Origin of the sequence: Bradyrhizobium sp. R2.2-H, from assembly GCF_004346455.1 — a bacterium.
GTDB classification, from domain to species: Bacteria; Pseudomonadota; Alphaproteobacteria; order Rhizobiales; family Xanthobacteraceae; genus Bradyrhizobium; species Bradyrhizobium diversitatis.
In genome coordinates this window covers 11,847-27,160 of the sequence record NZ_SMBR01000005.1, presented here as the reverse complement: position 1 = coordinate 27,160, position 15,314 = coordinate 11,847, and the positions used below count along the sequence as shown (strand labels likewise).

The window sequence follows — 15,314 nt, the reverse complement described above, 5'->3', positions numbered from 1 at the left end:
TCGCATCCCTTTCCAACTGGTATGCTGCGCCGTTGGCGTGCATCCGGGCTCGCTCAAACCTTACGACAGTCGAGGCGCTAGCGGGAGTTAAGCGTGGTTAAATCCGGTGAACCGCCTTGGGCTTCTACGCTCACTTGTCAGCCCCATATTTCGGACCCGGCGGACGAACTGATCGCTTGTTTGGGCAAGTCGGGGCGGTGAGCGGGCGTCGGAGCAGACCCTTCGAACGTCGGATCAGACCCTTCGAAGTTCTTCGATGATCGAGCGAGCCTTCTTGAGGTCTGCCGTCTCGAACCCTTCCGTGAAACGATCGTAGACGGAACTGAGAAGCTGCTCGGCTTCCTTGGCGATGCCCTGCCGCCGCCAAAGCTGCGCCAAGCAAATGGCCGTCCGCAGTTCCCACGACAACGCACCTTGAAGCCGAGCCCATTCAAGGCTTTGCCGATAACGAATCTCGGCTGCCTTGATCGCCGACGCCGCTCCATCCGCTTCCAGTAAATGGCCCTGGATGCGCAGCAACTCCGCCATGCACCAGCGCTCGTCACTTTGCTCGCACCACTCGAGCGCTTGCTCGATGGCCGTGCGCGCGGCTCCCGTCTGCCCGGCGGCGTGCAAACCCATGCCAAGAGTGCCCAGATAAAGCGGATATCGCAGGCGGTATCTCACATCCGTCAGCCTGTCGATGCCGTCCCGCAGGAGCGGCAGGCCCCCGCGGTCGCCTTTGGCGACCAGCAGCATGCCCTTCAAGCAATCGCCTTCGGCTCTTGAGACGGCTCTAGCGTGCACTGTCAGGTGGTCCTGCAGCCGGTCCATCAAGCGCTGCGCGGTCGCCAAGTCTCCGACGTACAGCGCGAGAGGGCACGCACCGTGGATCAGCACATTGCACACGGTGAATGCGTGGCCGGTCGCCTCGGCATCCTCGAGGGCGCTTTGAGTCATGCCAAGGGCTTGATCCGGAAATCCCAATAGCCAGAGGATGTGCGTCAGGTTGTACTTTGCTGCCACACGCTGGTCGTACTGGAAGCGGGCGATGTGCGAGTGCTGAAGAGACAGATGCTGGCCGAGCGTGTGTTCCAACTGGCGGCGTGCCTCTCTCTGGTCGCCCAGGTAATGCAATGTGCTGCCGATCAGCCTATCGCAGCTCAGCAAATCCGCGACATCGCTTCTCTCTTGTGCAACGCTCCGAAATCGCCTCAGCAGATCAAGGGCCAACCGATAGTCTCCAACGTAGAAGCGACCGATGGCCAAACCCCAAAGCGGGCGCAGTTGGTATTCTCGATCCCCGAGGCGCTCAGCAATCTGAAGCGCCTTCGTCCAGACAGCGTCCACTTCCGGCAAAGGGCCCCTCTCGTGTAACAGCGCGGCCGCCAGCCCGGCATAAAGCTTCATGTCGTCGTGGTCGTTTCGAAAAAGTCCATTGCTGGCGAGGGCGCGGTCGATGCCGACCCGACATTCGTCGATCAATGACATATGCATCCACAAAGGAATGGCAGCAACGGTAAGTGCAACGCCTATTGCCGTGTCGCCATCGGCGGAAAATGCCCAGCTCAGTGCGTTCCGAACATCGTCGATCGCGTGTCCATAGTCCGCCAGCCAATCTGCGGTGGGGCGCGCCTCGACTTCGCTAGCAGCACGTGAAAAGATTTGGCGATGGTGCTCCGCGTGACGTCGCACAAGCATCTCGAGTTCCCCACTCTCATTGAGCTTCTGCAGAGCGTAAGACCTCGTGGTATCAAGTAGCCGATAGCGCACGATCGCACCGCTTGCATCGGCCACGACGAGCGACTTGGCGACCAGGCTCTCTATTCCGTTGATGACATCGCGGCCGGTTATGCGGCTGTCCGAAGCTACGGCCGCTGCGCACTCTAGACCGAACGCGCCAGCAAACACGGACAGGCGATTCAGAACCGATCGCTCGCCCATCGACAGGAGCTCATAGCTCCAGTCAAGAGCAGCCGCCAAGGACCGATGGCGCGGCAGGGCGGTACGCCTGTCCTGCCTCAGCAGCCGAAAGCGGTCGTCAAGAAGCTTCGACAGTTCCCTCGGCCCAAACGCATCAATGCGAGTCGCCGCTAACTCGATGGCAAGCGCAATGCCGTCGAGCTTGCGGCAGATCCCTGCCACAATGGGAGCATCCGCATCGTGCAGCACATAGTCCTCGACGCTCGCTATTGCACGTTCGACAAAGAGCTGGACAGCCGGAAACGCTAGCGCTTCGGCTGCAGTCAGTCGGACAGAAGCCGGCGCGTTCCCCAGGGGCGCTAGCCGATGCACGCGTTCGCCTCTGGCCCGCAACGGTTCACGACTCGTCGCGAGGATGTGGATGCCGGACGCGCTGCTAATCAGTTCCTCCGCCAACGTGGCCCCCGCGTCGATCAGATGCTCACAATTGTCGAGCACGATCAGCATTCGCCTATCGCGCAGATAGTCTTTCAGCGCAGCCACGGGATCCTGGAAGGAAATCGCGAGGCCCAAGCTGGAAATAAGCGCCCTCGATACCAGGGACGCGTCGCGCAACGGCGCCAGATCGACAAACCAAACACCGTGCTCATAGGAAGCGATCAGCGCTTCAGCGGCAGCAAGAGCGACCGTTGTCTTACCGATACCTCCGGCTCCAACGACCGTAATGAACCGGTGTCGCGACAGTTGCTTTAGCAGAGCATCGATGGTGCTGGCGCGGCCGATCGTTCTGGTCGAAGAGGCGGGCAGATTGTTTGGACCCGCCGCCGACACTGGAGGGAGTGAGGTATATTGCGCTGAAATCTGGACCGGTGCCGCGAAACGATAACCCCGACCGATCACCGTCGCCACATAGCGGCGGCCGGGCTGGCCCTCACCGAGCGCTCGCCGCAGCGCCGACATGTTGACCTTAAGATTGCTGTCCTCGACGACGGTGCTGGGCCATACCCGAGCCATCAACTCCGCCTTGCTGACGACTTCGCCGGGACGCTCGACCATCGCCTCCAGAATCGCAAGCGCGCGACCACCGACTCGAACGGCAGTCGTGCCCTCCAGCAGGAGCTGCCGTGCCGGGAAGAAACGAAAAGGCCCAAACGAGTACTCGCGTTCGGTCAGGTCGGTCGACTGGACGGTCAGATCCTCTTTACCTCATTTCACCTTACTTAACTTGACAAATTCTATCGTCGCCAAAGGGCCCTTGTCCATACACCGCGGGTGGCGAATCCTGGGCGTGGCCGGGCTTGAGGATGGCGAGCTCCGACGAGGCACCGCCCCATCGATGCGCCGGAGGGCCTCGCAACTCCCCTACGGAAGTGCGTCGCAGTAGCGCCGCGCAGGCGAGCACGGCCGCGTCGTCTCATACAGCGCCATCAACAGCAAACACGCGGCGAATAGCACGGCGCCTCAAGTGATTTAGGCCACATTTTGAATCGTGGCCTAAGCGCACTAACACTACCTTTAGAGCCCAGCATGCAGATGTCTGCTTCGGGTCAAAGGCGCCGTTTAGCAGTCAGTCGAGTACTTCCGGTCTACCCCAATGAACGGACATCTTCAGAGCCGGTCGCCATATCTCAAAGGTGCCACTTCCAGGGTTCGCAGCACGCCGCAGAAGTAGACGTTCGCGTTACGCGGACCTGCCGCGACGGACTTGCCGCGACACTACCTGTTCTCAGGCCCTGCCGCAGGACATCGCCGCTGGTGGCAGATATTCGCCACTCACGATGAACATGCTGCCGCTCGGCGGCCCGCGCTTGAACTCCTGAGCGTCTTGGCGGCCAAGCTGGAGACCCAGCTTGCGTACTTGCAAGATTCCGCTCTACACTCTTAGACAGCATCGACATACTAAAGTATCCACAAGTTGTGTTCCGCGATTAACGGGACATTAACCTGCGGCTCAAGCGCGTACCGTGGCCTTGTCGGACAGGAGTGGACCAGCCCCATGTGGAAGGACCCCATCGAGAGCACGCCTTCGATCATCCAGACCGATTTCGGGCCCTTCGGGCAGAGCCTGCCGGGGGACGGCGAAGCCTATTGCGGCCCGACGTCGATGGTCATGGGCCTTTACTGGCTGTCGGCAAACGGCTTCACGCAGGTTGCTCCTGCGGTCTACAACGGCGAGGACGACCCCGTGGCAATCAACCTGGAAAGGGTGGTCGCGGGCTTGATGCAGACGTCGAGCGAGAGCGGCAGCTTCGTGGACGGCATGACAAGCGGGATGGCCGACTATTTGTCCGCCTGCGGAATCGGGCCTGATCTCTATCATTTGACGAGCAGTTCCAATCCGGACCTCGCGTGGCTCGCCGATCAATTGGCCCCGAACGTGTCCGAGAGTCCGCAGACGATCGTCTTGGCCAATTTCGCGGTTGGCTGGTTTTCCGTTTCCCAGACGACAAAGGGATACATGGAAAATATCGGCGGCCATGTCCTCGCGCCGCTCACGGTGAACCTGACGGGCGGCACGATCACCATCAACAACGCTTTCCCCGCCTCGTTCGAGAACGTACCCAACCTCCCGTCCAGCAATCCGCAGACTGTCCAGATCGCGCAGATGCCCAGCGGATGGAAGCTGCAAAACCAGCCGCTCCCCTCCGAAGACTACAGTCAGGTCGTCACCGACGCGCTCACCGGGAGGGGCGTCTACGCCGTGCTCTGGCAGGGGCAAGCCTGGGCGATCTCGCCGTCGGCGCTGCCCTCGACATCCGGATATGAGCCCAGCACCTGGACGATCAACCAGCCTAAGGTCATCAACACGAACGGCGGCACGCTGACCGTCGTCGCGCCGATCTCCGGGCTGGGCGGCCTCCAAAAATACGGCGAAGGCACGCTCCTGCTCACCAACACGAACCAGCTGATGGGATACAACACCGTAGGCGCCGGGACGCTGGCAAGTACCCGGACATCCGGCACACCATTTGGCAGCTTCAGGGTGATGGTGACGAACGGCGGAATACTCGAGCTTCGTTCGGACGGCGCGACGGTCGATGTGCAGATCGCCTCGGGATCTCTGGCGACGTTCGTCATCGGCTCTACGGGAGGCGCTTTGCAGCTTTCCGGAAGCGGCGACTATCGCGTCGTCATCGGGGGCAATGACGACGGTACCCTGACGAACATTGTCCGCAACTCCGGCGGGACTCTCGTTATCGTGCCGGGCGGCGGCATGGCCCAGCTTGGGCTGACGCAACAGGTGTTCGTGGCAGGAACGGGAGCAAACCTGCCCGTCGTCACGAACGGGATCGTCGCTCCCTACATTCTCGGAGAGGACGACGACGCGGCCAGCTCGGGCAAGTTCCTGACCTATTCGCCCTCCGACGGCTTCGCGAGCGCGGCGACAGTGTCCTCGACGGATGTCGGCATCAACGACGTTCCGGCCGATGCCGTCTACGAGGTCGTCGACAGCCAGGCGGTCGAGAGCGGCGGCGTGCCGCAGGTGGCGGCGCTCGAAGTGAACGGCGGAGCGATTACGGGGGGCGATGCGAGCATTCTGGTCGGAAGCCAGGCGAGCGGCGACGCCGCGGGCCTCATCATGAACGGCGGCAGCATCGCTACTGCGAGCCTTTCGTTCGGCGCGGCAGAAGGCCTGATCTACAGCAATGCCAGCGGCGGTGGTTCGCAGATCGCAGCCGCCATCGAGGGATCGGCGGGCCTGACGATCTTCGGTCCCGGCACGCTGACCCTGAGTGCAGACAGCAGCGACACGCTTTCCGGTCCGATCAGGGTCAATGGGGGTACGCTGATTGCCGGCGGAACCGGTGGATCAGCAACGGGTGCCGGCGAGGTGCTGGTATCCTACGCGGCGACGCTGGAGGTCCCCGGCACGGTGACCGGCGCGGTTGTTGTCGGCGAGTCGGGCACACTGTTCATGAACGGCGGGACGGTCTCGGGCCCAGTCACCATTGCAGCGACCGGCACCGATACGCCTGCTCCCGGCGGCATATTGCAAGGGAGCGGAACAATCAGCGGGACCACCTCCATCAGCGGCATCATCCAGTCAGGCCCGCAGGCTGGCCTGATCACGTTCACCGGCGAGACCACTATGGTCGGCGACGCGAGCTTCTATTGGCGGCTGCAGAAGCTCGTGGACGATGCTGATCCCGGAGCCGGACCTGGGATCTACTGGAACGCGCTGCAGTTCAACTCGCCGGATACGAACCTCGGCACCAAGAATGCACCTCTCTGGCTCTTCATCGACTTCAGCGCCCTCGACGGGGACCCGGACGGCGGCAACGCGTTCTGGCAGAAGCCCCATACCTGGACGCTCTTTACCTACGCAGCCGATGCCGGCCGCTTTTGGCCGGCGTACGAGAACTTCTCGTACCAGTCCGGGAGCTTCAACACGGTCTTCGACAACTGGGTCGTGTCCCTGCAGTGGAAACCGGCCGCCTCGCCGCAGAGCCTCCCCGAGCGATGGCGCGCGAACGCTCGTGCGAGAAGCAGGTAACCTTGGGATCATGCGCGACCTCGTCCATCGAACAGGACGATGCGTTGCCGCTAACGGGCAAGCGTATCCTTGTAGATAATTCCATCTTTCATGATGATCTTGAAGTTGTTGGCGGGGTCGGCAAGAAGGCCGATATTGTCCAGGGGATTTCCGTCGACGAGCAGCAGATCCGCGAGTGCGCCCTGTTCCACGACGCCGAGTTTGCCGGGATAGGGATTCCGCTTGCCCGACAGCGCCAGCAGTTCGGCGTTCGTCGATGTCGCCATGGTCAGCGCCTCGGCGGGCGTGTACCAGCGAGCGAGTGAGGCCAGGATGGCCCCCTGTTGGCGCGCCAGCGCTGCAGAGAACAGGACGTCGGTGCCCCACGCCGTCTTGATCTTGTACTTCCTCGCCAGCTCGTAGGATCTGGCTATGCCGGGCCAGACCTCATCCGCCTTGGCTCGCTGGACGGAGCCTACGGGAAAGCCCAGCCTCAGATCCTCGGGGAGAGGCTGCGTGCTCAGCCAAACACCCTTCTCCGCCATCAGTTTCGCCGTTGCGTCGTCCATCAGGAAACCGTGTTCGATACACTTCACCCCAGCCGCAATGGCTCCCCTGATCGCGGCAGCCGTAAAGGCATGCACAGTGACATACGTGCCCCAATTCTCGGCCGCTTCAACGGCGGCGCGTATTTCGGGTTCGGTGAACGTGGTCACGTCGATCGGACTGAAAGGCGACGACACTCCGCCGCCGGCCGTCAACTTGACCTGGGAAGCGCCTTGCATGAGCTGCTCGCGGACACGGACGCGGACCTCGTCGGGGCTGTCCGCAATCATTGCCCCACCGGTCTGCTCCATGCGGGTGAGCATGCCCCCGATCGTCCGCGGCAGGTCGGTAAGCTGGCGGAAGTCCCCATGCCCACTCGTGACGGTAATGACCGCGCCGGACGGATAGATGCGCGGACCCTTGATGATACCTTCGTCGATGGCGCTTTTGAGCCCGAACACCGGCCCGCCCACATCGCGAACGGTAGTAAAGCCGCGCATGAGAGTGTTGGTGGCCTCGTCGCCGGCGACGAGATTGACGTAGCCGACGTCGCCGAACGACTGTGCCGGCGTGACCCGGATCAACATCGCATGCCAATGGTTGTCGATGAAGCCGGGCATCAGTGTGCGTCCGCCGCCTTCGACAATGCGAATGTCCGCCGGGCTATTCACCGCTATCGGCTGTAGCGAGATTGATTCTATCTTGTTGCCGCGCACCAGGACGTTGGAGGAGGCAGACAGCGTGGCGCTCTTGCCATCGAAGATGCGGACGTTCTGAAAGAGCGTGGCCGCGCCACCTGCCTGAAGCGCTTGCTGCGCCAGGCTCGCTCCACCGAGCCAGGTCGAGAGCGCCACCGCGATCGACAGCGAACGGCATGTTCCGCTCATCGACGGTCGAATCCGCCGCGCGCTGTACAATTTATTCAAGAGAGCTCCTGACATCATCGCGCACGGCCCTCTCGTTGCGTATCGGCTGCGTTCGGTTGAAGCGGCCAGACTTTCGCGATTGCGATGCCGTGCATGGCTCTCGCAGCGACAGACCGATCTCGCGGCCTCGGTCAGAGCGGATCGCCCTGGTTGCGCCTCATGATCTTGAGAACCAGGAAGATCGCGCCGGCAACAAGGAAGGCAACACCGATCGCGGTGACTCCGCTGGACTCGCTGCTCAGGCCGAGCGCCGTGAATAGCAACCCGAAAAGCAGGAGAAGGATACCCGCGAGTTTCTTGATCAGGAGGATTGGTCTTTCAGCTGCGATCGCCATCAGCGCACTCCTTTTTATCGACTCGTTTCCGCTATGCCGTTCTCGCCGCCGGCGGCCATGCACTGGTCAGCAAGGCTATGCCGTGAGAGATCAGGTCGACGCCGAGCACACATCCGAGCACCCAAAGGCCTGTCATCCGGAATCCACTGAGGATAACGAGGCCAGCCAGGATTCCGAATGCGCCGGGCAGCAGCAGCATCCGAGTGGCTGCGAAGGTCGCGCAGCCCTTCCAACGCGCGGCAAAGAACGAGGCCATCGCTTCCAGCTCGCGAAGAGCTACTGTAGCGTGTAGACATTCACAATGAAACGACAGGTAAACTGACACAACGGAGCTGTCGAAAGGCGTCGCCGAAGCTTGCGTCAGCAGCCATGTGATTTCAGTCCGTAAGTTCGATCCCGCATCGCACGATCGCCATTGGCGACCGGAAGTCGCGGTGATGCCGCGGGCGGCCATCGACGGCGACCGTGTGCGCCTGACCGGTGTCCGTAACTTCGACTACCGCAGTCGAAGCGATTTCACGGTGCGCCACGAGGAGCGCTTGGCAGGCCTGCTTCGGGTCCGGCAACGGAAGTCGCCAACGCAGGTGCAATACAATCGCGAGCGATGTTCAGCCCACCGGCCCCGGTGTCCAATAGTCGCCTGAAAGCGGGCTAACTCGCACGTCATCGATGACTCCGAGCTCGAGGCTCGGATCGAAATGGCGCATCGTGCGCTCGTTGAAGTCGATGATGCGGCCGGGCCTGAGTGGTCCGACGTCATTGATCTTGACGATGACCTTCTTGCCGACGGCCTCGACGAGGGCATATTTCGGTCTCGCACCGAATTGGACCCCACCGAATTTCCGACGAAGGCTCGTCTTGATGGCAGCCGACCAGACGGAGGGATCATAACGCTCGCCGGAGGCCGTCTTCGGACCGCCCTCCTCCTTGCCGGGCTTGAACGGATTGTACATGGATGCAGCGCCAACGATCGCATCCCCGGAGGCGGCATCGACGACGGCATTTGAGTGAACTCCACGCGTTTCACTTCGGGCAACGGCAACGGAAACGGCAAGCGCAACCAGGGCGCCGCAAAGTGCGGCGCTCGAGCGGAACAGCATTATATCTCCTGTGATTTTCGATCGTCGGTTCCGGGAACCGCAAACAGGCAAGCGAACGCGGCAGCGTTCATGAAGCTTGCGCCGTTGTTTTGCGGGTTCGAGCCTTGGCTATGGAACCGCTGTGCGAACCGGGGTGGTTCCCACGCAGTGTTTTGAGTTGCCGCCGACTAAGACAGAGATTGCGTCAGCAACATGACTGACGGACAGCCTAAAGCGCGATGAGATCGGGATGAATCGTCATCGCGCTTTGGGTTGTTGTTTGCGCGTGATCTCCGCGCAAACGCGTTCCGCGTTTGTCGCGAGGGAAAACCGCTTCGCACTTTTCCGGATGATGCTTTAGCCCGCCGCCGCCTTCACCGGCGCAACATTGTTGGCGAGCTTGCCGTAGCGATCCGTAAAAGCTCGGGTGTCGATCTCTTCGAGCTTGATCTCGCCGTTCATCACGCCTTGCTTCCAGGCTGCCTGCGTCGGATCATTCTGGAACTCCGGCATCACCTCGCGGCCGAACAGCTCCAGCGATTCGCAGATGTGTTCGTGGCTGTTCTTGCCGGCCTGATTGAGCAGGATCACCTGGTCGATATGCGAGGACTGGAAGCGCTTCAGCTTCCTGCGGATGGTCTCGGGCGAGCCGATCAGGCCGCCGCGCAAGGCCGCCTCCTGGGCTTCCGGATTGTCGCGCTTCCACTTGTTGTATTCGTCCCACATGTTGACGGTGTAGGGCGCGGGCCGCTGCCGGTTCTGCGCTGCGCCGTAGAAGCGCAGCGCGAACTGGAAGAAGGTGGCGCCATCGGCACGCGCCCTCGCTTCCTCGTCGGTCTTGGCGCACATGAAGAACGAGACCAGCGCCATGTTCGGGTTGATCTCGTAGTCGGCGAGCTTGTGCAGCCGCTTGGTGATGGCGTTGTAATAGGCGTGCACCCAGGCGTGCGCGGCATCGGCGCTGACGAACTGGAAGCCGAGCGCGCCGAAACCGTGACGGCCGGCGCGCTCGATGGTCGGCAGCTGCGAGCAGGCCATCCACAGCGGCGGATGCGGCTTCTGCACCGGCTTCGGCACGACGTTGCGCAAGGGGATGTCGAAATACTTGCCGTGATGCTCGCTGCCGGCGTCCCTGAACATCGGGAAGATCGCAGCGACCGCCTCCTCGAACACCTCCTTCTTGGTCTCCATGTCGCGGCCGAACGGCTCCAGCTCGGTGATGGAGGCGCTCTCGCCCATGCCGAATTCGCAGCGGCCGTTGCTGAGCAGATCCAGCACCGCGACACGTTCGGCGACGCGCGCCGGGTGATTGGTGGTGAGCTGGAGGATGCCGTGACCGAGCCGGATGTTCTTCGTGCGCTGGCTTGCAGCTGCCAGGAAGGATTCCGGCGAAGGCGAGTGCGAATATTCCTCGAGGAAGTGATGCTCGACCACCCAGGCATGGTCGTAGCCGAGACTGTCGGCGAGTTCCATCTGCGAGAGCGCGTTCTGGTAGAGCCTGAGCTCGTCGCCGGGCACCCAGGGCCGTGGCAGTTGCAGCTCGTAGAAGATGCCGAACTTCATGACGCCTCCCGCTTATTGTTGTTGATCGCATCTTAGTGGGTGAGGCGCCGCTGTCTACGGAGCGACAATTCCGCCGTGCGGGAGAACGATCCCACACCCGTGCGTGGCATATCGCACTGCCGCGACGCAGCGCTGCGACATCGCGTAAGCCGACAGATTGATCCAGATCAACGCCGCGGCGGCCGGATTGCATCAGAAGTGCAGCAAGGCAACGGCCCGGATGCCGTCCCAATCCCCACATTTCAGACGAGACCGAACATGTCGGCACCAGACGACGCGACGACGCGCGTGCGCCGTAGGCGCATGGAGATCTTCGCCTTCCTGTTCCTGACCGCGGTCGTGATGCCCGTGCTCGCGGTCGGAACGGTCGGCAGTTACGGCCTTGGCGTCTGGATCTACCAGATGTTTGCCGGCCCTCCCGGCCCGCCGCCCTCCCCACATTGATCCGCAACCAGCGAAAGACAGGCATCATGGCTCACGCCACACTCAACCGCCGCGCCTTGATCACCGGCCGGGTGCTCAGTGCCGACCGCGTCATCGCGCCGCCTGGCGCCGAGATCGCCAGCATCCTGGTGCAGGCGCGGCCCGAACGTCTCGCCGAGCTCGAAGCCGAGATCACCGCGCTGCCCGGCTGCGAGATTTACGGCCGCGACGCGCGCGGCAAGCTCGTCGTCGTGACCGAAGCGCCCGATGCCGGCAGCCTCGGCACCCTGCTCAACACCATCCAATCGCTGCCGAACGTCTATTCGGCGGCGCTGGTCTTCCACGCCATCGAAACCGCCTGAGTCAGGAAGAGCCATCATGACATCGCCCAAGCTCGACCGTCGCCAGATGCTGAAGTTGGAGGCGGCCGCGATCGCCGCGGCCGCCGCCGGCATGCCCGCTTCGGCGCTCGCCGCCAATCTCGTGGCCGAGCGGAACATCAGCGAAATGAAGTGGGACAAGGCCGCCTGCCGCTTCTGCGGCACCGGCTGCTCGGTGATGGTCGCGACCAAGGAGAACCGCGTCGTCGCCACCCATGGCGACACCAAGTCCGAGGTCAATCGCGGCCTCAATTGCGTCAAGGGCTACTTCCTCTCCAAGATCATGTACGGCCACGACCGCCTGATGCAGCCGCTGCTGCGCAAGACCAACGGCAAGTACGACAAGAACGGCGAGTTCACGCCCGTCACCTGGACCGAAGCCTTCGACATCATGGAGCTGAAGTGGAAGGAGGCGATCAGGAAGCGCGGACCGAACGGCGTCGCCATGTTCGGCTCCGGCCAGTGGACGATCTGGGAAGGCTATGCCGCTTCCAAACTGTTCAAGGCCGGCTTCCGCACCAACAACATCGACCCCAATGCCCGCCACTGCATGGCCTCGGCGGTCGCCGGCATGATGCGCACTTTCGGCATCGACGAGCCCCCGGGCTGCTACGACGACATCGAGGCCACCGACGCCTTCGTGCTGTGGGGCTCCAACATGGCGGAGATGCATCCGATCCTGTGGACGCGCCTGGCCGACCGCCGGCTCTCTGCGCCGCATGTCCGCGTCGCCGTGCTCTCGACCTTCGAGCATCGCTCGTTCGACCTCGCCGACATCGGCATGGTGTTCAAGCCGCAGACCGACCTCTACATCCTCAACGCCATCGCCAACCACATCATCAAGACTGGCCGCGTCAACAAGGACTTCGTTGCCGCGCATACCGTGTTCAAGCGCGGCCAGACCGACATCGGCTACGGCCTGCGGCCCGAGCATCCGCTGCAGAAGAAGGCGACGGGCGCGGCGAAGCCCAACGACGCCACCGACATGAGCTATGACGAGTTCGTCAACTTCGTCTCGGAGTACACGTTGGAGAAGGCCGCCGAAATGTCGGGCGTGCCGCTCAACCGTCTCGAAGCTCTCGCCGAGCTCTACGCCGATCCCAAGACGAAAGTGGTCTCGTTCTGGACCATGGGCTTCAACCAGCACACCCGCGGCGTCTGGTGCAACAACCTCGTCTACAACATCCATCTTCTGACCGGGAAGATCTCCGCGCCCGGCAACAGCCCGTTCTCGCTGACCGGCCAGCCTTCGGCCTGCGGCACCGCCCGCGAAGTCGGGACCTTCTCGCACCGCCTGCCCGCCGACATGGTCGTCACCAACAAGGCACACCGCGATCACGCCGAGCACATCTGGCGGCTGCCCGAAGGCACCATTCCCGACAAGAACGGCGCCCACGCCGTGCTGCAGAGCCGGATGCTGAAGGACGGCCTGATCAACGCTTATTGGGTGCAGGTCAACAACAACCTGCAGGCCGGCCCCAACATCAACGAGGAGACCTATCCGGGCTTCCGCAACCCCGAGAACTTCATCGTGGTCTCGGACGCCTATCCCTCGGTGACCGCACTTGCAGCCGACCTGATCCTGCCCACCGCAATGTGGGTGGAGAAGGAAGGCGCCTATGGCAACGCCGAGCGGCGCACCCAGTTCTGGCATCAGCTCGTCTCGGCGCCGGGCGAGTCGAAATCCGACCTCTGGCAGCTCATGGAGTTCTCCAAGCGCTTCAAGATCGAGGAGGTCTGGCCCGAGGAGCTGATCGCCAAGAAGCCCGATGTCCGCGGCAAGACGCTGTTCGACGTGCTCTACCGAAACGGCCAGGTCGACAAATTCCCTGTCACCGACATCGAGGCCGGCTATCTCAACGACGAATCCAAGGCGTTCGGCTTCTACGTGCACAAGGGCCTGTTCGAGGAATATGCCCAGTTCGGCCGCGGCCATGGCCACGACCTCGCGCCGTTCGACACCTATCACCGCGAGCGCGGCCTGCGCTGGCCGGTGGTCAACGGCCAGGAGACGAGGTGGCGTTTCCGCGAGGGCAGCGATCCCTATGTCAAGCAGGGCACCGAGGTGCAGTTCTACGGCCATGCCGATGGCAAGGCCCGCATCTTCGCGCTGCCCTACGAGCCGCCGGCGGAATCGCCCGACAACGAATATCCTTACTGGCTCTCCACCGGCCGCGTGCTGGAGCACTGGCATTCCGGCACCATGACGCGCCGCGTGCCCGAGCTCTACAAGGCGTTCCCCGAGGCCGTCTGCTTCATGCATCCCGACGACGCGCAAGACATGAAGCTCCGCCGTGGCGACGAGGTGAAGGTGGTCTCCCGCCGCGGCTTCATCCGTGCGCGCGTCGAGACGCGCGGCCGCGACCGGCCGCCGCGCGGCCTCGTGTTCGTGCCGTGGTTCGACGAATCCAAGCTGATCAACAAGGTGACGCTCGACGCCACCGATCCGATCTCGCTGCAGACTGACTTCAAGAAATGCGCCGTGCGCATCGAGCGGGTGAACATGTCATGATGAAACGATCCGCAATCATCCTGCTCACCTTCGCGATCGCAGCGGGCACGAGTTCGCTGACGGCGCAGACCGTGACCTCCGGCCTGCGCGGCCCGACCCCGCTCAACGACGAGGGCCCGGCGCCGCCGATGCTGCCGAACCGCAACACCTCCGAGAGAGAAGTGCGCAACTATCCGGAGCAGCCGCCTGTGATCCCGCACAGCATCGACGGCTACCAGGTGGACCTGAACGGCAACAAGTGCCTATCCTGCCATGCACGGGCGCGCACCGCGGAGTCGCAGGCGCCGATGGTCTCGATCACGCATTTCATGGACCGCGACGGCCAGTTCCTGGGCTCGGTCTCGCCGCGACGCTTCTTCTGCACGGAATGCCACGTGCCGCAGAACACCGCCAATCCGCCGGTCAGCAACGATTTCATCGACATCGACACGCTGCTGTCGCGCGCGAGCCCGGGTGGCCGCCGATGACGACGACCGCTGACGAGCCCGAGGTCAAACGCGGCTTCATCGCGCGGTGCTGGGTTTTCGCCCGCGAACTCTGGCAGGTGCTGACCCGGCCGAGCTCGGTGTTCGCTCTCGGCACCCTGGTGCTGGCCGGGTTCGTGGCCGGCGTAATCTTCTGGGGCGGCTTCAACACCGCGCTGGAAATCACCAACACCGAGAAGTTCTGCACCGGCTGCCACGAGATGAAGGACAACGTCTACGCCGAGCTGAAGTCGACCGTCCACTTCACCAACCGCTCTGGCGTGCGCGCGACCTGCCCGGACTGCCACGTGCCGCACAACTGGACCGACAAGATCGCGCGCAAGATGCAGGCCTCCAAGGAGGTCTGGGGCAAGATCTTCGGCACCATCGACACCCGCGAAAAATTCCAGGATCACCGCCTCGAGCTGGCTGCGCACGAATGGGCGCGCTTCAAGGCCAATGATTCGCTGGAATGCCGCAACTGCCACAGCGCCGATTCCATGGACATCACCAAGCAGTCGCCGCGGGCCTCGGTCGCGCACCAGCGCTTCCTGTTCACCAAGGAAAAGACCTGCATCGACTGCCACAAGGGCATCGCCCACCAGCTGCCCGACATGCGCGGCGTTCCCGGCTGGCAATAGCCGAGGCCTGAGCAGACGCCTCGTCCTTCGAGAGGCCCGCCGAAGGCGGGCGTCTCGAAGGATAGGCCG

General features: G+C 62.9%; 12 protein-coding genes. 6 read left to right on the top strand and 6 right to left on the bottom strand.

Features of this window, described 5'->3' with window-relative positions:
* Positions 1–234: 234 nt before the first annotated feature.
* Complete coding sequence (locus EDE08_RS14195) at positions 235–3,015, bottom strand: ATP-binding protein (RefSeq protein WP_283810557.1); 2,781 nt, start codon at positions 3,013–3,015, stop codon at positions 235–237.
* An 883-nt stretch (positions 3,016–3,898) separates the two neighbouring features.
* Here EDE08_RS14195 and EDE08_RS14190 point away from each other — a divergent pair.
* Complete coding sequence (locus EDE08_RS14190; RefSeq protein ID WP_131869463.1) at positions 3,899–6,397, top strand: autotransporter outer membrane beta-barrel domain-containing protein; 2,499 nt, start codon at positions 3,899–3,901, stop codon at positions 6,395–6,397.
* A gap of 50 nt (positions 6,398–6,447) precedes the next feature.
* Here EDE08_RS14190 and EDE08_RS14185 read toward each other — a convergent pair whose 3' ends face one another.
* The 5 genes from EDE08_RS14185 to EDE08_RS14165 all read right to left on the bottom strand — a co-directional run bounded on the left by EDE08_RS14185 (position 6,448) and on the right by EDE08_RS14165 (position 10,825).
* Positions 6,448–7,809, bottom strand: coding sequence for a metal-dependent hydrolase family protein (locus tag EDE08_RS14185; RefSeq protein ID WP_131869874.1), 1,362 nt, complete (start codon positions 7,807–7,809; stop codon positions 6,448–6,450).
* A 170-nt stretch (positions 7,810–7,979) separates the two neighbouring features.
* Positions 7,980–8,183 (bottom strand): hypothetical protein, encoded by a 204-nt coding sequence (locus EDE08_RS14180; RefSeq protein ID WP_028181690.1) that lies wholly within the window; start codon positions 8,181–8,183, stop codon positions 7,980–7,982.
* Positions 8,184–8,214: 31 nt separating this feature from the next.
* Positions 8,215–8,637, bottom strand: coding sequence for a hypothetical protein (locus tag EDE08_RS38445; protein WP_165935968.1), 423 nt, complete (start codon positions 8,635–8,637; stop codon positions 8,215–8,217).
* A gap of 154 nt (positions 8,638–8,791) precedes the next feature.
* On the bottom strand, positions 8,792–9,283 hold the full coding sequence (locus EDE08_RS14170) for a septal ring lytic transglycosylase RlpA family protein (RefSeq protein ID WP_131869461.1): 492 nt from the start codon (positions 9,281–9,283) through the stop codon (positions 8,792–8,794).
* A gap of 336 nt (positions 9,284–9,619) precedes the next feature.
* Positions 9,620–10,825: an LLM class flavin-dependent oxidoreductase gene (locus EDE08_RS14165; protein WP_131869460.1), complete on the bottom strand. Its 1,206-nt coding sequence runs from the start codon at positions 10,823–10,825 to the stop codon at positions 9,620–9,622.
* Between the two features lie 258 nt (positions 10,826–11,083).
* Here EDE08_RS14165 and napE point away from each other — a divergent pair, with 258 nt between their 5' ends.
* The 5 genes from napE to EDE08_RS14140 are packed head-to-tail and all read left to right on the top strand — an operon-like array spanning position 11,084 to position 15,245.
* The gene (napE, locus tag EDE08_RS14160; RefSeq protein ID WP_131869459.1) at positions 11,084–11,269 is read left to right on the top strand and encodes a periplasmic nitrate reductase, NapE protein; all 186 of its coding nucleotides are present in this window, start codon (positions 11,084–11,086) and stop codon (positions 11,267–11,269) included.
* A gap of 26 nt (positions 11,270–11,295) precedes the next feature.
* Entirely contained in the window at positions 11,296–11,610 is a 315-nt protein-coding gene (locus tag EDE08_RS14155; protein ID WP_131869458.1) for a chaperone NapD, read from the top strand.
* Between the two features lie 16 nt (positions 11,611–11,626).
* Positions 11,627–14,140, top strand: coding sequence for a nitrate reductase catalytic subunit NapA (gene napA / locus EDE08_RS14150; protein WP_131869457.1), 2,514 nt, complete (start codon positions 11,627–11,629; stop codon positions 14,138–14,140).
* Positions 14,137–14,607, top strand: a complete 471-nt coding sequence (locus EDE08_RS14145) for a nitrate reductase cytochrome c-type subunit (protein ID WP_165935970.1) — start codon at positions 14,137–14,139, stop codon at positions 14,605–14,607. Before napA ends, EDE08_RS14145 begins: the two co-directional genes overlap by 4 nt.
* On the top strand, positions 14,604–15,245 hold the full coding sequence (locus tag EDE08_RS14140; protein WP_131869455.1) for a NapC/NirT family cytochrome c: 642 nt from the start codon (positions 14,604–14,606) through the stop codon (positions 15,243–15,245). Before EDE08_RS14145 ends, EDE08_RS14140 begins: the two co-directional genes overlap by 4 nt.
* Positions 15,246–15,314: the final 69 nt, after the last annotated feature.